Origin of the sequence: Oenococcus oeni DSM 20252 = AWRIB129 (genome assembly GCF_000372485.1) — a bacterium.
GTDB lineage: Bacteria > Bacillota > Bacilli > Lactobacillales > Lactobacillaceae > Oenococcus > Oenococcus oeni.
This window is the reverse complement of the sequence record NZ_AQVA01000001.1, coordinates 145,116-163,851: the sequence shown is the minus strand read 5'-3', so window position 1 is coordinate 163,851 and position 18,736 is coordinate 145,116. Positions and strand designations below refer to the sequence as shown.

The window sequence follows — 18,736 nt, the reverse complement described above, 5'->3', positions numbered from 1 at the left end:
TGATTAACGTTGACAAAATAAAACGATTTAAAACTTCCGAAAACGTTGATAACGCTGTTCAACCAAAGCATCAGGCGTCAAAGCGAATAATTCGTTAAAAGCTGAAAACAATTGCTGACGAAGTCCGACCAAATCCAAAGGCTCCGGTAAAATTTGTTCAACAACGCCAGCATCCAATAAAGCGGCCGGAGTCAATCCCATGACTTCAGCGGCTTCCGAAGAACGCTTGGCATCTTTCCACAAAATCGAGGCAAATCCTTCTGGAGAAAGTACGGCATACTCACTATGTTCAGTCATCCAGACACGATCGCTGCTGGCCAAAGCAAGCGCTCCACCACTACCTCCTTCACCGAAAATAAGCGAGATAACCGGAACTTTTAAATTCATCATTGTAGCAATACAAGATGCAATCGCTTCGCCCTGGCCGGCTTTTTCAGCGTCCATCCCCGGAAAAGCACCCGGTGTATTAATCAAAGTAACGACCGGACGACAAAAAAGTTCGGCCTGTTTCATGAGTCGGATTGCTTTTCGATATCCCCAAGGCTCCGGGCTGCCGAAATGGGTTGCCAATCTGTTCTCGACATCATGGCCTTTTTGAGTAGAAATCAAAGTCACCGATCGATCCAAAAGCCGACCGATTCCACCGATAATGGCCGGATCATCAGCACTATTGCGATCGCCATGAAATTCACGAAAATCAGTCAGCAATTGCTTAATCATTACTCTACTATCAGTTTTATTATCACTACGAGCTCGTTTAACGACTTCCGCAGCTGAAACTTTTTCCTTATTTGTCATGATTGGCTCTCCAAGCGTTTGATTGATTCATATCCAAAAGAAGTTTCAATTCTTCGGTCAAATGTTCACGCGGGACTATTTCGTCAACGAAACCATTTTTTTGTAATTGCTCGGCACTTTGAAAATCGGCAGGCAATTTTTGTTTGACAGTCTGCTCGATAACACGCCGCCCGGCAAAACCGATTAAAGCTTTTGGTTCGGCGATTGTAATGTCAGCTTCCATCGCAAAGCTGGCTGTAACACCGCCAGTCGTTGGATCAGTTAGAACAACAATATACAAAAGTCCTGCCTGGCGATGACGATTAACGGCCGCTGTGACTTTGGACATTTGCATTAGAGAATGAATTCCTTCCTGCATACGGGCACCGCCGGAAGCTGTAAAAAGAATCACCGGCAATTCATGAAGAGTAGCCCGTTCGAACAAACGAGCCAGTTTTTCACCGGTAATCATTCCCAAACTTCCCATAATGAAATAAGGATCCATGATCCCCAGAGCAACCGATCTTTTATCCAAAAGAGCCAGTCCTGTCCATACACTTTCATTCAATTTAGTTATTTTTTGAGCCCGCTGCAATTTTTCCGAATACCCAGGAAAGGAAAGCGGATCTTTAGTAACTAAATCAGCGTCCCATTCAACAGCATCCTTAGTGAGCATTCTCAATCTTTTGCGGGCTGTTAAACGGAATCCATAACCACATTCGGGACAAACATCGAAATTTCCAAAACGACGATAATAAAAACGCGAATGGCATCTTGGACATTCCCGCCAAATCCCAGAAGGTATTTGAGTTAAATATCGGTTAAGCAACTTGTCGGTTTGTTGTTTGGAATAGTCTTTAAGTCGGTTAAACCAGGTCATCCTACCTTCTCCTCAGACAATTGGGCCTGCCAATAGGGCAAAAATTCTTTTTCAATATAATCAGTCGTTGTATTGCCTTTGATGACAGCCGGGGAATGAAGAAGCCTTTGTTGAAAATCCAAATTACTTTTAACTCCAACAAGCGACATCTCATCCAACATACGATCCATAATTGCCAAAGCCTCCTTTCTATTCGACCCGTGAGCAATTAATTTCGCTATCATCGAATCATAGAAAGGCGGAATTGTACTCCCGTTTTCAATAGCCGAGTCGACGCGTGCACCCGGACATCCCAGTGGAAAATGAACAGATTTTATTTTTCCGGCTTGAGGCAGAAAATTATGAACCGGATCTTCGGAGTTGATTCGGCACTCAATTGCCGTTCCATGAATTTTAATATCGCTTTGTTTCAAAGAGATCTTTTCTCCAGAAGCAACGCATATTTGCATTTTGACTAGGTCGATACCCGTTACCATTTCTGTAATCGGGTGTTCAACTTGCAGACGAGTATTCATTTCCATGAAATAAAAATGATGCTGGTCATCCATCAAGAACTCAAAAGTACCGGTATTCAAATAATTGATTGCCTTGGCAGCCTTGGCGGCAACCGACATCAAGTATTCACGTTCTGAAGGGTTAATCAAAGGGCAAGGACTTTCCTCAACCATTTTTTGATGGCCACGCTGCAAAGAACAGTCACGCTCGGGAAAAGCCAAGATGTTTCCAGCACTATCTCCCATTACCTGAACTTCGACATGCTTGGGGGATTGGATAATCTTTTCGATGTACATATCGTCATCGTCAAAAGAAAGTTTCGTTTCCCGCTGTGCGTCAGGAAATTTTTTAATCAGATCTTCCCGATCTTTAATAGCACGAATTCCTTTACCCCCACCACCAGCTGCCGCTTTTAACATAACCGGATAACCGATTTGATCAGCGATTTCGAGTGCAGCATCGATATTTTTAATCGATTGATTGCTGCCGGGAACAACCGGGACACCATGTTTTTTCATTGTGCTGCGAGCATTGGACTTATTACCCATTAATTCAATTGTCTTGGCCTCCGGGCCAATAAAAATAACGCCGCATTCAGCGCAAACTCTTGCAAACTCGGCGTTTTCAGACAAAAAACCAAAGCCAGGATGAATTGCGTCGGCTCCAGAAAGAACAGCCGCACTGACGATGTTCTGAATGTTTAAATAAGAATCGGCCGGCTGCGGCCCACCGATACAAACGGCGATATCTGCCAATTTAACAAAAAGACTATCGCGATCAGCCGTTGAATAAACCGCAACTGATTCGATCCCCATCTCACGAAGGGCGCGAATAATCCGGACAGCAATTTCACCACGATTAGCAATCAAAACACGTTTAAACATTTATTTCACCTCACTTGATCAAAAAGAGCAAATCCGCAGAACAAGCTTTTTCTCCATCAACGGTTGCCAGAGCATGTGCACTACCAATGTTGTCTTTTAATTTGTCCAAAGTCACATTCAAGGTTAGAGTATCGCCGGGACGAACCATTCTTCTAAATTTGACCTTATCGACACCACCAAAATAAGGTGTTTTGCCAGCAAAACGATCCATTTTAAGCAATGCAATCGCGCCAGCCTGGGCAAGTGCTTCAACAATCAAAACACCCGGCATAACCGGATTCCCAGGAAAATGCCCCTGAAAAAATTCTTCGTTAATTGTGACATTTTTTTGGGCCAAAATTCGTTCACCAGATACTAATTCCAAAACCCGATCAACCATTAACATCGGATAACGATGAGGTAAAACTTTCTGAATCTCAGTCGCTGTCATTACAATTTGTTCCGTCATTTCTTTGCCTCCGTGTGTACTTTAATTAAAGGCTGATCATAATCAACCATTGATTCGTTATCAATTAAAATTTCGGCAACTGTGCCGCTGACCGAGCTTTTAATTTCAGTCATCATTTTCATTGCCTCGATAACACAGACAACATCGCCAGCCTTAACCTGATCGCCAACTTTCACGTATGACTCTGCATCTGGATTGGCCTGCAAGTAAGCCACTCCAACTAAAGGAGAGTTAATAGTGCTCGTATTTTCGTCCTCTTGTTGTTTGGCTTTAGCTTTTCCTTTGTCTGCCTCGGAAACTTCATCATTAGAATCGGAGTTGTTAGAATCCAAAGGAACTTGTGCCGAGGAAGCTGGTTTATCAGCTGTTTTAGAAGTTGAACTTTCACGATTATTTTTGTTTTTCGACAAATATAAACGAACCCCGTCAACAGTTAAATCAAATTCACGAATCGAACTTTGATTGATCTGTTCAATTAGATCTTTAATAGTTTTTTCGTCCACGCTTAATCACTCCATTTTTTAAAGGCCAAAACAGCGTTATGGCCCCCAAACCCAAAGGAATTACTCAAAGCATAGTCAACTTTTGTTTGAGCATTCTCTTCAGTAACTAGATTAACTTGACATTCCGGATCCTGTTCAGTAATCCCGACGTTGACTGGCAACTGCCCATCACGCAATGCGCTAACAGTCGCAACTGCCTCGATCGCACCAGCTGCACCAAGCAAATGACCGGTCATTGATTTAGAGCTGCTGACCAAAACCTGCTGATCTTTAGAGAAAACTTGATTAATTGCGGCAGCTTCAGCGAAATCATTGCCATGAGTAGCTGTGCCATGAGCATTTATGTAACCAATTTGTTCTGCTTTTAAGCCAGCCTCTTCAATTGCCAATCGCATAGCTCTAGCTGCTTGAGTTCCAGCCGGGTCGGGACTTGTAATATGGTAAGCATCTTCGCTGGCACCATAGCCAACTAATTCGCCAAGAATTTCAGCGCCACGTTTTTGGGCGTGTTCGAGCGACTCTAAAATAAGTGTTCCGCCTCCTTCTCCCATCACAAAGCCGTTACGGTTTTTATCAAAGGGTAGAGAAGCTTTTGTTGGATCAGTTGCTTTGGACAGAGTCGAAAGAGCAGCGAAACCACCGATTCCAATTTCATTAATCGAAGCCTCAGAACCACCGGTTAGCATTATATCGGCTCGGCCGGACTCGATTGCTCGAAAAGCTTCGCCGATCGCGTTTGCGCCGGAAGAACATGCTGTTACGATCGTCATGCAGATATTTTGTGCATGAAAACGGATCGCCAAATTTCCGGCCGCCATATTCGCGATTGCAGTTGGAACAAACATTGGCGAAACGCGATCAGCACCAAGATCGTGCATTCTAATAACCTGTTCTTGAATAGTTGTTAAACCGCCGATTCCAGAACCATAAATTACTCCAAAACGTTCGGAATCGGGTGTTTGATCTTCCAACCCAGCTTGTTGATAAGCTTCCAAAGCCGAATAAACGGCAAATTGCGAAAAGCGATCCATTCTCCGCAAATCTTTTTTGCTTAAACGAACCAAAGGATCAAAGTCTGCTGCTTCACCAGCTAAAGTCACGCCGGTTGCGCTTGAATCAAAAGTCGAGATCGGTCGAAAACCAACCTGTTGTTTTCGCAAGCCGGAAACAAATTCATTAACCGAACTTCCCAACGGCGTTACGGCACCCATACCAGTGATTACTACTCGTGTCATTAAATACCTCCATCTTGTCTAAATAATTCAAGCCATCGACAAACCACCATCAATGGTGATTACTTGACCTGTAACATAGTCATTTTCCGCTAAAAAAACCGCCGCTTGAGCAACTTCGTCAGGTGATCCAAAATCACCTAAAGGAATTTGTTTTTTTAACTGTTCTTGATTTTTTTCAGCCAGAGCAGAAACCATATCGGTCGAGATCATGCCCGGCGCAATTGCATTACAACGCACATGACGACGAGCAGCTTCTCTAGCAAGTGTTTTTGTCAAACCAATTAAACCAGCTTTACTGGCAGCGTAATTAAGTTGGCCAATATTGCCTATCAAAGCAACAACACTGGAAATATTGATAATGCTGCCTCTTTTTTGATGGTACATCGTCTTAAGCGCCGGCTGAGTGACATTAAAACTACCAATTAGATTAGTTTTAATCGGAGCTTGAAAATCTTCTGAAGACATCCGATTAGCCAACATATCACGATTGATACCAGCGTTGTTAACCAACACATCAATTTGATGAAAATGTTCTATCGTTTGCTCGACTATATATTGAGCTTCTTTTTCATCGGCAACATCTCCAATTGCAGAAAATACACGATTGTTATCGGGGAATTGCTTCAATACTTCTTCAGGAATTGCATGTCGGCTGTTCAATACAATATTGCAACCACGTGAATAGAAAGCTTTTGCAATTGCTAAGCCGATTCCGCGAGTACTGCCAGTGACAAGTACGGTTTTATCTTGTAAATCCATATAAACTCCTTTAATTTTCAAACTTAGGCTGTTAAGGCGGCTAGAGCTTTCTTCAAGGAAGCTGAATCATTGACAGCATAATATCCATCAAGTTTTAGAGTTTTCTTGGCAAAAGAAACCAGCGAATGTCCAGGACCCAATTCAACAACAGAATCAACACCAAGATCCCGTAATTCAAACAAGCAGTCGGTAAAACGAGTTGAACTGATCATTTGTTTGCTGAGAGTCTCGCCGATTGAGGAATCCGTGAAAACTTTTCCGGTAGTATTGCTTACAACTGGAATGATCGGGTCTTTGAACTGAATCTTTTCCAAATCCGGTAAAAATTGTCGATTGGCTGATTCCATCAAAGGAGTATGAAAAGCTCCACTAACCGGCAAATCAACAATTCGCTGGACACCGGCTTGATGAAGAGCTTCAACTGCTGTTTTAACAGCATCCACTTGGCCACCGATGACGGTCTGTTTTGGATAGTTATAATTAGCAATCTGAACTTTTTGGCCACTTGATTGAAAAACATCTTGACATACATCTTCAATCAATTTTGTATCTTGGCTCATAACCGCAGCCATGGCACCGGGAAACTCCTCACTGGCTTGTTGCATTAACTGCCCACGTTTTTCAATTAGTTTCAAACCCTCTGAAAAGTCCAAAGCATCACCAGCAACCAAAGCACTGTATTCACCCAAACTCAGACCGACAAGAGCACTTGCCTGTGGCAGTTCATTCTTTATGGTGCGATAAAGAGCCGTACTTAAAACAAATATTGCCGGTTGAGCAAAACGCGTTTCTGCCAAACGTTTGTCCCCGCTTTGCCAAAGGTTCCATAAATCAACTCCCAAAAGCGATTTTGCTTGATCGAAAGTTTCACGAAAACTGCTCGATTCAAGGTAAAGTGACTGGTCGAGTGGCTCGATTTTTCCACCCTGACCGCTAAATAAATAAGCGAGTTTAATTGCCGTAACCTCCAAGTAATTTTGCAGCCTGATCAGTTACTTCCTGTAGAATTTCAGCAACTGGTTGTTCTTTAGTAACCAAGCCGGAAATTTCTCCAGCCATGTAAGAACCCTTCTCTACATCGCCGGTTTCAACCGCCCTACGCAAACTTCCATTGCCTAATTCTTCAACTCCGCCAAAATCAGGATTTTCCTTTTGAGCCTCTGATTTTTCCTGACGAATAAAATTAACAGCCATCTTGTTTTTTAAAACACGTGCCGGATGACCAGCAAATTTACCGGTTACCAGCGTATCGATATCTTTTGCTTTTAAAACCGACTCTTTATAACGCGGATGAATATGACATTCTTCAGCAACCAGGAATCTTGTTCCCATTTGGACGCCTTGAGCTCCAAGCATGATTGAAGCAGCCAAACCACGACCATCACCAATTCCACCGGCAGCAATAACCGGAATGTCAACAGCGTCAACAACTTGAGGTACCAAAGCCATCGTTGTCATCCGGCCAATATGCCCACCAGATTCCATTCCTTCGGCAATCACAGCATCTACGCCTTCGCGAGCCATAATTCGGGCCATCCCGGTCGAAGGAACAACTGGAATCACACGAATATTCGCTTTTTGAAATCCCTCCAGATATTCAGAAGGATTGCCGGCTCCGGTTGTGATTAGAGCGATTGAATCTTTTTCTTCTAAAATAACTTTCACAACTTCTTTAACATGCGGCGATAAAAGCATTACATTAACGCCAAAAGGTCGAGATGTTAATGATTTAGCAACTTCGATTTCATGACGAACAACATCTGCCGGTGCATGACCGGCGCCAATAATTCCCATTCCACCAGCATTGGAGACTGCTGCTGCGAGCTTGCCGTCAGCTACCCAAGCCATTCCACCTTGAAAGATTGGATAACGTAAGCCCAGTGATTTAAAAAATGGACTTAATTCCATAATTATTATTCTCCTTTAGCGTTAGCCAATTGTTTGTCGACAAAGTTCACGAGATCGCCAACCGTATCCAAGCCCTCTTCGACTTCGATTTTGACATTCAATTGATCTTCGATTTCATTCATAACTTCAAAAATGTCCAAACTGTCAGCGTCCAAATCATCTTTAATATTTGTGGTCATAGTGATTTTTGAAGCGTCTTCGCCAGTCTGATCTGCAATAATATCTTTTACTTTGTTGAATAATTCTTCTTTTGACATTTTTATGTCCTCCAAAATTTAATAAATTAATTGATTTGATGTTTTTGTTTTTTTAATACTTGTAGACTATGCTTCCAACGCTGAGGCCCGCGCCAAAACCGCTGAAAGTTAATAATTGTCCGGATTTAACAATATTTCCTGTAACCATTTCATCCAGTAATAAAGGAATGCTGGCAGCGGAAGTATTGCCATATTTACTCAGGTTACTAAGAAAACGATCTGCAGGCTGCTTTAATAAATCAGCTACCTTGTCAATAATTCGCTGATTGGCCTGATGAAGCAAAAAATAATCTGTATCACCGATATCAGCAGAAATTTTTTCGAAGGTTCTTTTAATCGAAGCCGCTACCTGCCTAGTGGCAAAAGAATAGACCGCGTGGCCGTCCATTTGAAAATAGCGACTTCCCTTTTCCGGCTGATTCCAAGTTGTCGATGACCACAAATGTCCAGCTGTTAAGGATTTCGCCTCTTTGCCAAAAGTTTTCAGATCAGCCGCCAACAAACGTTCAGGCCCATCGACAGCTTCAACAAGAACTCCGGCTGCTCCATCTCCGAACAGGACGGCTGTACTACGTTCCTGCCAATCAACCAGTTTGGAAAGCGTCTCAGCCCCAATTACAACTCCATAATGAGAACCCAAAGTATTGACCAGGCCATGAGCCAAAGTCAAGCCGTAAACAAAACCGGAGCAAGCAACATTGATATCCATGGCAAAGGCATTGCTTAAACCAGCCAACGCAGAAGCCTGAGCGGCCGTCGATGGTGCCATCGAATCCGGACTCATTGTCGCAACAAGTACAAAATCGATTTGATCGGCAGAAATTCCACTCCCTTTTAATAATTTTTGCAAAACAGAAGCAGCCAACGAGGCAGTCGTTTCATCAACAGCAATGTGCCGTTTGAAAATTCCGGTTCGACTGCGAATCCATTCATCCGATGTGTCCATCATTCCGGCAAGATCGTCATTACTGACAATTTTCTCAGGAAGTTGGCTTGCCGTTTGAATAATTTTAATCGTTCTCATTGGAATCACCCTTCTCGTCTGCAATTTGCAAAAAACGTCTGCAGATTAAGCAGCGAATGTTCAATAATGTCAACTTGTTCGAGATCCATTCCATTAAGGAAGCTCTCGGTCATTTGTCGGTGGAAAGATTGGTGAGCTCGATAAATCAAGCGGCCTCGTCGGGTTAAACCCAAACGAATAACCCGTTGATCGTCTTTTGACTGCAAACGAACAACGTATCCTTTTCGAACCAATTTATCGATCGAAGCAGTGACGGTCCCGGGCGAAAGCCTCAACTGTCGAGCAACAGCGGTCGTCGTTTTATGGTCATACATCGTAATTGCATCTATCGTATGAACCTCTTTAACGGTGATATCACGGAATTGAGTGGTCCGCAAATATTTATCTTCAACTTGCATAATGCCGTTGTAAACTTCGATCAGCAAAGCGCTGATTTGTCTGATTTTGCGATCAGTCATATAGCTACCCTTTTATTTTGATATTTAAATATCGAAATACTCCAGATCGACATTCTTTTAATCAACGGCCGGTTCCTCCGGTGAAACGACAAATAATAGCTGGGCATGGCAAATTTCTTCTTCTCCAACTGCAGCGGTGCAATCGACGACTCCCATGTTTTCGCGAACTTTAGTCAGTAAAATTGATAATTCAATCTTTTCTCCGGGTTCAACCGATCTTTTGAAACGGGCCGAATGAATCCCACCGAGATATGCGGTTTTGTGTGCAAACTTAGGCGATTTAAGGATCAAAATCGAAGCCGCTTGAGCCAACATTTCAATGAGGAATATATTTGGAACTACTTTTTCGTCTTTTCGTCCCTGAATGAATCGTTCATTGATTGTCACATTTTTGAAAGCTGTGATTGATTGATCGGGAATAAAATCCGTTACGCCGTCAATCCATGCAATCGGATATCTGTTGGGAATTAAATCAGCAATCTGCTGAACATTTAATAACACCAGCCAACCTCCTTAAATTTATTTCAAACATCAAAGTGTTTGTGCTATGTATACTAACAATTGGTATTTTGCTTGTCAATTATTTCGCAATTCAAAAAAACGTCTAATCCTAAAAAAACGCCTTAAAACGGGTCTTTTCACTGAAAAATTACAAATTAATCCTTCCTATAAGTTGCAAATAATTTACTTCGAATATCAAATAAAATCTTGACATTAGTTAACGTTAAGGGGTAAATTGGTTAACAAATGGAGGTGAAAAAATGTCAACCAGCCAAAAACTGCTGACTTTCTTGAGTTCCTATCCGGAAAAATGGTTCTCCGGAAATCAATTGGCTTCCCAATTAGAACTTAGTCGGACGGCAGTCTGGAAGGGAATTCGTTTGTTGGAAGAACAAGGGTACAGCCTTGAGAGTCGGCATGGGCTTGGCTATCGGTTAATGATCGACAATCAACTAAATGCCGCCTTAATTTCCCAGGAATTGAGACTGGACCATCAGCCAAGAATTGTTGTTTATAACAAGGTTTCTTCAACGAACACAATCGCCAAACAAATGCTGTTTGAGGACTTGAAAAAACCAGCAGTAATACTTGCAAATCAGCAGACAGCCGGCCGTGGACGTTTCGACAGAAAATTCTATTCGCCGGCTGCATCCGGTATTTATATGAGCATTGCTTTGCCGCTGTCAATTGATGAAAAAGTAAATCCGGGTCTCTTGACAACGGCAACTGCTGTCGCCGCCGGAAGAGCAATAAAAAAAGTCTTTCATCGACAGGTTAAATACAAGTGGGTAAATGATCTAATTCTAAACAATCGAAAGTGTGGCGGAATTTTGACTGAGGCAATAACCGACTTGGAATCTGGGCGAATTGCTTCGTTGGTGATTGGAATCGGGCTTAATCTAACTCTGGATACAAAAAAAATGCCAACCGAATTACTCGGCAAAGCCGGAGCAATCAGTAAAGGCGACAGTTCGAAAAGAAACCTGTTAATCGCAGAATTTATTAACTTTTTTTTCGATATTTACAGAAATTATCGCAGTGGAGATTTCTTGGAAGAATATCGTCGGCATTCAATTGTGTTGGGTAAAAAAATCGCCATAGTTGTTAATCGAAAGAAAATAATCGGAAAAGTTGAAAAAATTAATAGTCAAGGAGCTATTCTGCTAAAAAATGATAATAATCAATTATTAACTATTAGTAGTGGAGAAATTATAAAACTTAATCTTTTAGAAGGAAAATATCATGAATAAACAAACTTTAAAAAATTTCGGACTAAGTCTTGTCCTGGCCATTTTCTTGGCGCTTAGTTCTCAAATCACGGTCCCTTTGCTTTTCGTTCCAATCACTTGTCAAACGTTGGCGATTGGATTAATCGCAACAATGTTTGGTCTAAATATTAGTTTGGAATCAATTAGTTTATACATTTTAATGGGCGCTTTTGGCTTACCAGTCTTTGCCGGAGCTCATTCCGGAATTGCAGTTATTTTCGGAACAACCGGTGGCTATATTTGGGGATTCTTGATCTACGCATTTTTGGTCAAGTTCATGCTTCATAATTCGAAGGCCACTTTAAAAATCGGTGTTGCTAATCTAACCGCCGCAACACTGCAACTATTTATCGGGGCCGCTTGGCTAATGTTTGTGGCTCATTTAACCCCACAGGCAGCAATCGCAAACGGCGTTTTGCCTTTCTTGGTACCAGGAGCTATTAAAATAGTCGCAATCGTAGCCGTTGCTCGCTTGTTTGCCCAACGAGTCCCAGTTCTTTACCGTTAATTTTTATCCTCACTAACAAAAAAGTATCGGAACAAATTACTGTTTCGATACTTTTTTGTTTGCCGGAAAAAATTCTTTCAACTTTTTGAGATCTGGGTTTTTCCAATGTTTTCGGCAAACCGGTATATAAGTTTCGTCTCCGCCAATAAAAACCTGGCTGCCTTGATACTGAGGCTTGCCATCAACGACACGTAACTGAGTAATTGCCTTTTTTTCACAAAAAGTACAAATCGTTTTCATTTCTTCAAGTTTGTCAGCGATTTCAAAAAGCCGTTTCGACCCAGGGAAAAGATGATTGAAAGCATCCTGGCGCAATCCAAAAGTCATCACCGGAATATTAAGCTTATCAACAACATCAGCCAGCTGGTCAACCTGAAATGGTTCTAAAAATTGGGCTTCATCAATTAAAACGGCAGCAAGTTCTCCATCGACTCTTGAAACCTCCGTAAATAAATTGTCCGTTTTATGAATAGCAATCGCTTCTCTTTTCAGACCGATTCGGCTGGAAATAACTCCGATACCTGCCCGATCGTCAACCGCCGGAGTCATTAACAAGACTTTTTTGCCTTGTGACTCATAGTTGTGGGCAACTTTTAAAATTTCAATAGTCTTTCCGGAACCCATCGCACCGTACTCAAAAAATAGCTGTGTCATGCCCCTAATTATATCAATCATCTTTTTCGGCTAGTCTATAATTTGTTTATGACTATTAGAAGCAAATTTGCCTTGTTTGCCGGCTCAAGCAGCTACATACTTTTACATAAAATTCTCCATCGCGGTGGTACTTCGCTTCCGGGCAAGATCGCTTATCGGATTGATCCAACTTTTCTTGAAGAATTTCGCGATCAGATTGAAACGGTAATTGTGAGCGGTACAAACGGTAAAACGTTGGCAACTGCTCTTTGCGCAAGAGTTCTTAAAAAAACAAATCGTGTCGTTGTAACAAATAATTCCGGTTCAAATATGATTCAAGGAATTGTCGCCGCTCTACTTTCCCAGAAAGACAAAATTAAAAAATCAATTCGTCACGGCACGATTCCGATTGCAGTATTAGAAGTCGATGAAGCCAATGTAAAAGAAGTTGCAAAAATCTTACAGCCAACTCATTTTGTTTTGACAAATATTTTTCGCGACCAAATGGATCGATACGGCGAAATATATACAACTTACGAAAAAATAACAGACGGAATCAAAACTGCACCAAAAGCAAAGGTCGTTGCCAACGGGGATTCACCAATCTTTGCTCGAAAGCCCTATAAAAATCAAGCTGTTTATTTTGGTTTCACCCACAAAAAATCAGCTGGCGACCTGCGTGCTCCAAATAATACCGATGGAGTACTGGCACCGACTAACGACCAGGTTCTCCACTATCATTACTTAACATATGCCAATCTTGGAGATTATTTCACAAAAGATGGTTCTTTCAAACGGCCACAACTCAAATACTCGGTGAACAAAATTAATTCATTAACTCCATCGAAATCGGAATTTGAAATAGCTGGAAATAAATTCACATTACCGCTGGGCGGTCTTTATAATATTTATAATGCTTTGGCCGCTTATTCTTTAGGACGGGAATTCCAAATTTCCGCTGAAGATATTTTCAATGCTTTAAACGAAGATTCAAGAATTTTTGGTCGTCAGGAACAATTAACAATTGGCAGCCACTTGGTTACGATTGTTTTGATAAAAAATCCGGTTGGAGCTAACTCTGTAATCGATATGATGATGACCGATCCGGAAGAATTCAGTTTGGTAACTTTACTAAACGCTAATTATGCCGACGGTATCGACACAAGTTGGATCTTCGATGCTGAATTCGAAAAGCTACACCAGACGGCCCTGAAAAAAATTATTGTAGGCGGACAGCGTTATAAAGACTTCAGTGTTCGACTAAAAATGGCAGGCTTTAAAAATCAAATTGTCGAACAGGATTTTGCCAAGTTAATCGACCGAATCAAAGGGTTGCCAACCAAAAACGTATATGTCGCTGCAACTTATACAAGTATGTTGATGTTTCGTGAAGAATTGGCCAAAGCCGGTTTGGCGAAGGAGAGTTTTTAATGGAAAATTATCAACTGAGAATTGCTCATCTATATGGGGATTTGATGAATACGTATGGTGATTACGGAAATGTGATTGCGATTAAATATTATGCCAAACAAATTCAGGTTGAAACCGATTACCATTTAATTTCACTTGGGGACTCCTTTAAAGCCGACGATTACGACTTTGTTCTTTTCGGTGGTGGCCAAGATTATGAGGAATCGGTGACTGCAAAAGACCTGCCCAGCAAATCGGATGAAATAAAAAAATATATCGAAAATAATGGTTCTTTGGTTGCTGTCTGCGGCGGCTTTCAGCTGCTTGGAACAACAATGGAATTTGCTAACGGAAAAATAATTAACGGAATTGGAGCAATGAGCCATCATACAGTTAATTTGAATTCTTCCGAATTGTTTGATAACATGCGCGGGAAACGCTTGATTGGCAATATCCAAATCAAAAACAACGAAAGCGGCGAAACTTATCACGGCTTTGAAAATCATCAGGGAAGGACTTTCCTTGGCAAAGGCGAAAAAGCTCTGGGAACGGTCGTATCCGGCAATGGCAATAATGGCGACGATAAAACCGAAGGCGTTATCTATAAACAAGTCTATGGGACTTATTTTCACGGTCCAATTTTGACGCGCAACGGTAATCTAGCAAAAAGAATTTTAAAAAATGCGCTTCTTAAACGTTATCCGGATATCGATTGGCAGGCAAAACTCGATGGAATTCCGACCGAGAGTTTTTAATTTTTTGATTTGGCAATAGTAAAGAATATAAATAAAAAAATAATCAGTTTCTTTTAGGATTTAAAAAACAGCTGCTATTAAACAACTGCTTAAAGAAGAATATTTTATTTAATTACCCATTTTAAATTTATGGTTGGTTAGTTTAAAATTATTTTTTAAACCATTCGTAATGTATATTTTTTTATCTTTTGTAATAAAAATAGCTTGAATGTTTTGCTTATTTTTCTTGTTCATATATTTAAGACCTTTTTTAGACCTTTGTCGAAAGCTGCATTCGATAATGCATCCCCATCAACAGATTTCTTGGAAATAATTGTCACTGAAACCAAATTATTTTCATATGGATAACCGGTTTTAGGATTCATCAAATAAATATATTTATGACCATGAGAAATTAAATACTGCTCGTAAGTACCGGCAGTCACAATCGACATATCGGACTCACGAACATAGCCAACACTTGATCCTCTTGATTGATTGGGATTTTGGATGCCGACATTCCAGTCTCTTGTTCCAGAAGTTGGATGGCTCTTACCAATCACATAAATATTACCGCCCAAACTGACAATTGCGCTTGTAACATGATTTTTTAAAAATGTTTTCTTAACCTGATCCGCAATATACCCTTTAGCGATTCCCCCAAAATCAAGTCTCATGCCCTTTCGGGTTAGATAGACAGTATGTTTTTTCTTATTCAAAATTACATCGTGATAATTGAGCAGGGGCAGGGCGGATTTAATTTCGGAATCCGAGGGAACGCGTGCCCCAGGGAGACCAATTTTCCAAAGATTTGTCACCGCACCGATTGCCATATCAAAACTTCCATCGGAGTTCTTAGAAAAATACATGGCCTTCTCAATCAAGGGCCAAAAATCATCGGGAACCTTGACCGGTTTGATACCGGCATTTGCATTTATTTTATCAAGAACAGAACCTTTTTCCGTTAAAGTTGCTTCTTTGTCAAAGTGACGGATCGTAGCCATTCCTTTGTTCAAGACAGCTGATTTTCCCTTATCGTAAATCGTCAATGTACAAATCGTTCCCATAAGGAATTCATTTTTTTGATAAGGAACATCTGCATATTGAACAGCCGATTTCTGTTTGTTGCTAATGTAGAAATAGGCAAAAATTGCAGACAAAGAAAGGACAATTAGAACTAAAAAGACCCAAATTTTCTTCTTCATTATTATTTACCCCGATTATTATTTACCCCGTTATCCCTTGTGATTTGAAAGTTGAAGATGAATATTTTCTGAAAACAGTATTCGTTTTTGACAATCAAAAAGTCAATCAAGCCTTTTTCAGCCTAACTGACTCTTTCTTTTAAACAAGACAAATTTTAATCTTCCATTCCTGGCAATTAAGAAAATTTAATTCCACCATCGACCGCGATTGACTGACCGGTAATATAATCACTTTCATCGCCGGACAAGAAGCTGACCAATTTAGCAACATCTTCAGGTTCTTCACCACGTCCCAATAGAATTCCATCTATAAATGCCTGGCGTGTCGATCCAACGGGGACGTTTTTACGCTCGGCAAAACGGGCATCGATTTCATCCCACATTGGTGTCAGAACAATTCCTGGGTTATAGGCATTGACGCGAATCTTGTCGACGGCCAATTCTTTTGCTGCCGCTTGAACCAATCCGCGAGTTGCAAATTTAGTCGCAGAATAGATTCCCAGCATCTCGAAACCTTCCATGCCGGCAATTGATGAAGCCAAAACGATTGAACCTCCATCGCCACTTTTTCGCATAACTTTCGGCGCCGTTTGCAAGGCCCAAATTTGCGATTTCAAATTAATATTTATTACATTATCTACTTGGTCTGCCGGTGTTCCCTCGATAGTATCAACCCAATCGATTCCGGCGTTGGCTACAAAAACGTCCAAACGTCCAAATTAGGATTCGGCTTTTTTTTCTAACTGCTCGTTAGCAGACTTGCTTGAGACATCTCCAACAAAAGTAATCACCTTTCCGTTGTTGTTTTTGATCTCCTCAGCAACTTTGTCTAGTTTCTCCTGAGTTCTTCCATTAATAATCACTGAATATCCGTCTTTTGATAGGCGCAGAGCGATTCCACGGCCAATTCCCTGAACACCACCGGTAACAATTGCGACTTTATTTGTCATAATTTACACATCCTTTGTATGTTAATTCACAATATAATTGTACTATATTTTTCATAAAATGGCTTACATAATTCACAAGGCAAAAAATAGGCATTCATTATTTTTATCGTAGGACACAATTCAATTAAATGGCTTAATAAGAAAATCAATTCTTTGATTAGAAAAACAGCAACATCTAAAAACTTAAAAGCGATGTCTAATTGACAATAATCCTGTCGATCCGGTGTCCCTTTGTTTTATGTATGACCATATCAGCCTTCTTTTTCATCGGTTCGATAAATTCGGTCAGGTTCCTTAAATCGGTCTGTTCCCAAGTTTGATTAATCGCTGGCATGATTTTAGGGATCGGCATCTTTGAAAACTGATAATAAAAATTGTTCGGATCATCTTTACTATTCCTAATAAAAGAGAGCGTCCGTTTCAAAAACCATTGGTAAATCAGTTTTTCATCGGCATCGACATAAATCGATAAATCATAATTATCGATCCTAAAAGCGCAAACCCCTTCAACTATCAAGATTTTTGGTTTTTTAATTGTTTCGAACTCACCTGCAGCAATATTGTTGATCGCCTGAGAGTAAACGGGAATCTTAATCTCGTTAGAACCGTTTTTTAATTCAAATAACGCTGCCGACAACGCTTTTAAATCATAGCTTTTAGGGAAACCTTTTTCAGAAAAAATTCCACGGGATTTCAATTCTTCATTAGAAAAAATAAAAGAATCGACAGAAATAATAGCGGTTGTTACGCCGGGGAAAGATTTCTTTAATTCATCGGATAATTGCTGAGAAATCGTTGACTTCCCCACCGACACCGAACCAGTCAGGGCAATCACAAAAAAATTTTCCCACCCTGCTTTATATCTCTTCAAAACTTCGTCAACCACTTTTCTCATTCTTTAATTATGCAGCTAGACTGATCCTCTTGTCGAAAAAATTTCTTGCACATTAAGCGAGTAAGCGATCCCGGCGAATCTCTTTTCCTTCTTTATCTAAAATCAAAATATTCAAAGCCGCTTCGATATCAGCCGAATGAGAACCGCCGTCAATATCATAGCGGGAAAAATCATTTTGATTATTTCTCATTTCGACAATTGGATTTGACTGATCGGCTGACAAAAAATAACTCGGTGTATGCCCGGCAACAATTACTTTGTTGCTAGTATTTCTGTGCCAAGCCTTATCTACAATTGGTCGTTTAACAGGATCATATAAAGATGCCGCTGAAAAATTACTGAAAAAATATTTTTCGCGAATCCAGATCAAATCCTCAACTGCTGTATCGTGGTAATTATTCTTAGTCCAATCAATACCCGCATGAACGAATAAACGCTTTTGGTCTTCAATAGCGTAAGGAATTTCATCAAGAAAATCGATATATTCGGAATATTTCTCGTTCAATTCATTTTTTGTTAATTCGATATTAACATCGTTAGCTGTTAAACCCAATAATTCCTGGGTTTCTAAAATTCCATTGTTTCCCCAATTAAAAAATTTGTCAGAATCGCCGATGGCTGTACCATAGAGCATGTCATCGTGATTTCCATGAATTGCCAAAGCGCCATGATTCTTGACCTGATCCATAATAAAATTAATCACTTTAATAGGCTCATGCAGATTAGAACCATTGGCATCAGTATAATCACCGAGAAAAACCAGAGTATAGTCGCTTTTTCCATATTCCGGCAAATCAACGATTTTTTTTAAAGCCTGCCAATTTTCATGAATATCGGAAACAAGAATTACTTTGTCCAATTGTTCGTGAACTTCAAATTTATTCATTATAAGTATCTTAGTATTTTAAGCCGGTTTTTCCGAACTTTATTTCCTATTCAAGCAATAAAATCGATAAAAAAATAAGTAAATTATTATCCAAATAGAAATAAATAAAATTATCTTT

At 40.5% G+C, this 18,736-nt stretch carries 20 protein-coding genes and 2 pseudogenes; 4 read left to right on the top strand and 18 right to left on the bottom strand.

What is annotated here, in order from left to right; all coding sequences use genetic code 11:
* Window positions 1-27 precede the first annotated feature (27 nt).
* From accA to fabZ (A3G9_RS0100760), 13 genes are read right to left on the bottom strand one after another with little or no spacing between them, the layout of a single operon-like run.
* Window positions 28-798 carry a carboxyltransferase subunit alpha gene (accA, locus tag A3G9_RS1000000110630; RefSeq protein WP_002821680.1) on the bottom strand — a complete coding sequence of 257 codons (771 nt, stop codon included), beginning with the start codon at window positions 796-798 and terminating at the stop codon, window positions 28-30.
* Window positions 788-1,657 carry an acetyl-CoA carboxylase carboxyltransferase subunit beta gene (locus A3G9_RS1000000110625; protein WP_002816346.1) on the bottom strand — a complete coding sequence of 290 codons (870 nt, stop codon included), beginning with the start codon at window positions 1,655-1,657 and terminating at the stop codon, window positions 788-790. The genes accA and A3G9_RS1000000110625 overlap by 11 nt, the downstream gene beginning before the upstream one ends.
* On the bottom strand, window positions 1,654-3,036 hold the full coding sequence (gene accC, locus A3G9_RS0100810; RefSeq protein WP_002819401.1) for an acetyl-CoA carboxylase biotin carboxylase subunit: 1,383 nt from the start codon (window positions 3,034-3,036) through the stop codon (window positions 1,654-1,656). The genes A3G9_RS1000000110625 and accC overlap by 4 nt, the downstream gene beginning before the upstream one ends.
* Before the next feature lie 10 nt (window positions 3,037-3,046).
* Complete coding sequence (gene fabZ, locus A3G9_RS0100805) at window positions 3,047-3,484, bottom strand: 3-hydroxyacyl-ACP dehydratase FabZ (RefSeq protein ID WP_002819402.1); 438 nt, start codon at window positions 3,482-3,484, stop codon at window positions 3,047-3,049.
* Window positions 3,481-3,987, bottom strand: coding sequence for an acetyl-CoA carboxylase biotin carboxyl carrier protein (gene accB / locus A3G9_RS0100800; protein ID WP_002821679.1), 507 nt, complete (start codon window positions 3,985-3,987; stop codon window positions 3,481-3,483). Before accB ends, fabZ (A3G9_RS0100805) begins: the two co-directional genes overlap by 4 nt.
* A gap of 2 nt (window positions 3,988-3,989) precedes the next feature.
* Window positions 3,990-5,222 carry a beta-ketoacyl-ACP synthase II gene (fabF, locus tag A3G9_RS0100795; protein ID WP_002821678.1) on the bottom strand — a complete coding sequence of 411 codons (1,233 nt, stop codon included), beginning with the start codon at window positions 5,220-5,222 and terminating at the stop codon, window positions 3,990-3,992.
* Between the two features lie 27 nt (window positions 5,223-5,249).
* Window positions 5,250-5,981 carry a 3-oxoacyl-ACP reductase family protein gene (locus A3G9_RS0100790; protein WP_002821677.1) on the bottom strand — a complete coding sequence of 244 codons (732 nt, stop codon included), beginning with the start codon at window positions 5,979-5,981 and terminating at the stop codon, window positions 5,250-5,252.
* Between the two features lie 23 nt (window positions 5,982-6,004).
* On the bottom strand, window positions 6,005-6,952 hold the full coding sequence (locus tag A3G9_RS0100785; protein ID WP_002821676.1) for an ACP S-malonyltransferase: 948 nt from the start codon (window positions 6,950-6,952) through the stop codon (window positions 6,005-6,007).
* Window positions 6,933-7,889 carry a nitronate monooxygenase gene (locus tag A3G9_RS0100780; RefSeq protein WP_002819407.1) on the bottom strand — a complete coding sequence of 319 codons (957 nt, stop codon included), beginning with the start codon at window positions 7,887-7,889 and terminating at the stop codon, window positions 6,933-6,935. The genes A3G9_RS0100785 and A3G9_RS0100780 overlap by 20 nt, the downstream gene beginning before the upstream one ends.
* A 5-nt stretch (window positions 7,890-7,894) precedes the next feature.
* Window positions 7,895-8,146, bottom strand: a complete 252-nt coding sequence (locus A3G9_RS0100775) for an acyl carrier protein (RefSeq protein ID WP_002819408.1) — start codon at window positions 8,144-8,146, stop codon at window positions 7,895-7,897.
* 52 nt (window positions 8,147-8,198) lie between these two features.
* A complete protein-coding gene (locus A3G9_RS0100770; RefSeq protein WP_002819409.1) occupies window positions 8,199-9,170 on the bottom strand; it encodes a ketoacyl-ACP synthase III in 972 nt (323 codons plus the stop codon).
* Between the two features lie 5 nt (window positions 9,171-9,175).
* The gene (locus tag A3G9_RS01000000109350; RefSeq protein ID WP_002821675.1) at window positions 9,176-9,628 is read right to left on the bottom strand and encodes a MarR family winged helix-turn-helix transcriptional regulator; all 453 of its coding nucleotides are present in this window, start codon (window positions 9,626-9,628) and stop codon (window positions 9,176-9,178) included.
* A 57-nt stretch (window positions 9,629-9,685) separates the two neighbouring features.
* Window positions 9,686-10,129: a 3-hydroxyacyl-ACP dehydratase FabZ gene (fabZ, locus tag A3G9_RS0100760; protein ID WP_002819413.1), complete on the bottom strand. Its 444-nt coding sequence runs from the start codon at window positions 10,127-10,129 to the stop codon at window positions 9,686-9,688.
* Between the two features lie 260 nt (window positions 10,130-10,389).
* Between fabZ (A3G9_RS0100760) and A3G9_RS0100755 the strand changes: the two genes are divergently transcribed.
* Together A3G9_RS0100755 and A3G9_RS0100750 are read left to right on the top strand one after the other, a co-directional pair.
* Window positions 10,390-11,379, top strand: coding sequence for a biotin--[acetyl-CoA-carboxylase] ligase (locus A3G9_RS0100755; RefSeq protein WP_002819414.1), 990 nt, complete (start codon window positions 10,390-10,392; stop codon window positions 11,377-11,379).
* Window positions 11,372-11,905 (top strand): biotin transporter BioY, encoded by a 534-nt coding sequence (locus A3G9_RS0100750; protein ID WP_002819415.1) that lies wholly within the window; start codon window positions 11,372-11,374, stop codon window positions 11,903-11,905. Before A3G9_RS0100755 ends, A3G9_RS0100750 begins: the two co-directional genes overlap by 8 nt.
* A 36-nt stretch (window positions 11,906-11,941) precedes the next feature.
* Here the strand turns inward: A3G9_RS0100750 and A3G9_RS0100745 are convergent, their stop codons facing one another.
* Window positions 11,942-12,580: a thymidine kinase gene (locus A3G9_RS0100745; protein WP_002820885.1), complete on the bottom strand. Its 639-nt coding sequence runs from the start codon at window positions 12,578-12,580 to the stop codon at window positions 11,942-11,944.
* Window positions 12,581-12,607: 27 nt separating this feature from the next.
* On the opposite strand from A3G9_RS0100745, the gene A3G9_RS0100740 reads away from it, so the two are divergent.
* Both A3G9_RS0100740 and A3G9_RS0100735 read left to right on the top strand, forming a co-directional pair.
* Window positions 12,608-13,969: a MurT ligase domain-containing protein gene (locus A3G9_RS0100740; protein WP_026163818.1), complete on the top strand. Its 1,362-nt coding sequence runs from the start codon at window positions 12,608-12,610 to the stop codon at window positions 13,967-13,969.
* Window positions 13,969-14,703, top strand: coding sequence for a type 1 glutamine amidotransferase (locus tag A3G9_RS0100735; RefSeq protein WP_002819418.1), 735 nt, complete (start codon window positions 13,969-13,971; stop codon window positions 14,701-14,703). The genes A3G9_RS0100740 and A3G9_RS0100735 overlap by 1 nt, the downstream gene beginning before the upstream one ends.
* A gap of 108 nt (window positions 14,704-14,811) precedes the next feature.
* Here the strand turns inward: A3G9_RS0100735 and A3G9_RS0100725 are convergent.
* The 4 genes and pseudogenes from A3G9_RS0100725 to A3G9_RS0100710 form a co-directional block, all read right to left on the bottom strand.
* Window positions 14,812-15,887: pseudogene (locus tag A3G9_RS0100725) on the bottom strand (FAD:protein FMN transferase).
* A 176-nt stretch (window positions 15,888-16,063) separates the two neighbouring features.
* Window positions 16,064-16,837 (bottom strand): annotated as a pseudogene (locus A3G9_RS01000000109345) (SDR family NAD(P)-dependent oxidoreductase).
* Window positions 16,838-17,033: 196 nt separating this feature from the next.
* Entirely contained in the window at window positions 17,034-17,732 is a 699-nt protein-coding gene (locus tag A3G9_RS0100715; RefSeq protein ID WP_002819424.1) for a type I pantothenate kinase, read from the bottom strand.
* Window positions 17,733-17,784: 52 nt separating this feature from the next.
* Window positions 17,785-18,618 carry a metallophosphoesterase gene (locus A3G9_RS0100710; protein WP_002819425.1) on the bottom strand — a complete coding sequence of 278 codons (834 nt, stop codon included), beginning with the start codon at window positions 18,616-18,618 and terminating at the stop codon, window positions 17,785-17,787.
* Between the last annotated feature and the right edge of the window lie 118 nt (window positions 18,619-18,736).

Bases quoted from the DNA above. Each gene is read 5' to 3' on its own strand.
- accA (WP_002821680.1), bottom strand. From the start codon at position 798: ATGACAAATAAGGAAAAAGTTTCAGCTGCGGAAGTCGTTAAACGAGCT.
- A3G9_RS1000000110625 (WP_002816346.1), bottom strand. From the start codon at position 1,657: ATGACCTGGTTTAACCGACTTAAAGACTATTCCAAACAACAAACCGAC.
- accC (WP_002819401.1), bottom strand. From the start codon at position 3,036: ATGTTTAAACGTGTTTTGATTGCTAATCGTGGTGAAATTGCTGTCCGG.
- fabZ (WP_002819402.1), bottom strand. From the start codon at position 3,484: ATGACGGAACAAATTGTAATGACAGCGACTGAGATTCAGAAAGTTTTA.
- fabF (WP_002821678.1), bottom strand. From the start codon at position 5,222: ATGACACGAGTAGTAATCACTGGTATGGGTGCCGTAACGCCGTTGGGA.
- A3G9_RS0100790 (WP_002821677.1), bottom strand. From the start codon at position 5,981: ATGGATTTACAAGATAAAACCGTACTTGTCACTGGCAGTACTCGCGGA.
- A3G9_RS0100780 (WP_002819407.1), bottom strand. From the start codon at position 7,889: ATGGAATTAAGTCCATTTTTTAAATCACTGGGCTTACGTTATCCAATC.
- A3G9_RS0100775 (WP_002819408.1), bottom strand. From the start codon at position 8,146: ATGTCAAAAGAAGAATTATTCAACAAAGTAAAAGATATTATTGCAGAT.
- A3G9_RS0100770 (WP_002819409.1), bottom strand. From the start codon at position 9,170: ATGAGAACGATTAAAATTATTCAAACGGCAAGCCAACTTCCTGAGAAA.
- A3G9_RS01000000109350 (WP_002821675.1), bottom strand. From the start codon at position 9,628: ATGACTGATCGCAAAATCAGACAAATCAGCGCTTTGCTGATCGAAGTT.
- A3G9_RS0100755 (WP_002819414.1), top strand. From the start codon at position 10,390: ATGTCAACCAGCCAAAAACTGCTGACTTTCTTGAGTTCCTATCCGGAA.
- A3G9_RS0100750 (WP_002819415.1), top strand. From the start codon at position 11,372: ATGAATAAACAAACTTTAAAAAATTTCGGACTAAGTCTTGTCCTGGCC.
- A3G9_RS0100745 (WP_002820885.1), bottom strand. From the start codon at position 12,580: ATGATTGATATAATTAGGGGCATGACACAGCTATTTTTTGAGTACGGT.
- A3G9_RS0100740 (WP_026163818.1), top strand. From the start codon at position 12,608: ATGACTATTAGAAGCAAATTTGCCTTGTTTGCCGGCTCAAGCAGCTAC.
- A3G9_RS0100735 (WP_002819418.1), top strand. From the start codon at position 13,969: ATGGAAAATTATCAACTGAGAATTGCTCATCTATATGGGGATTTGATG.
- A3G9_RS0100715 (WP_002819424.1), bottom strand. From the start codon at position 17,732: ATGAGAAAAGTGGTTGACGAAGTTTTGAAGAGATATAAAGCAGGGTGG.
- A3G9_RS0100710 (WP_002819425.1), bottom strand. From the start codon at position 18,618: ATGAATAAATTTGAAGTTCACGAACAATTGGACAAAGTAATTCTTGTT.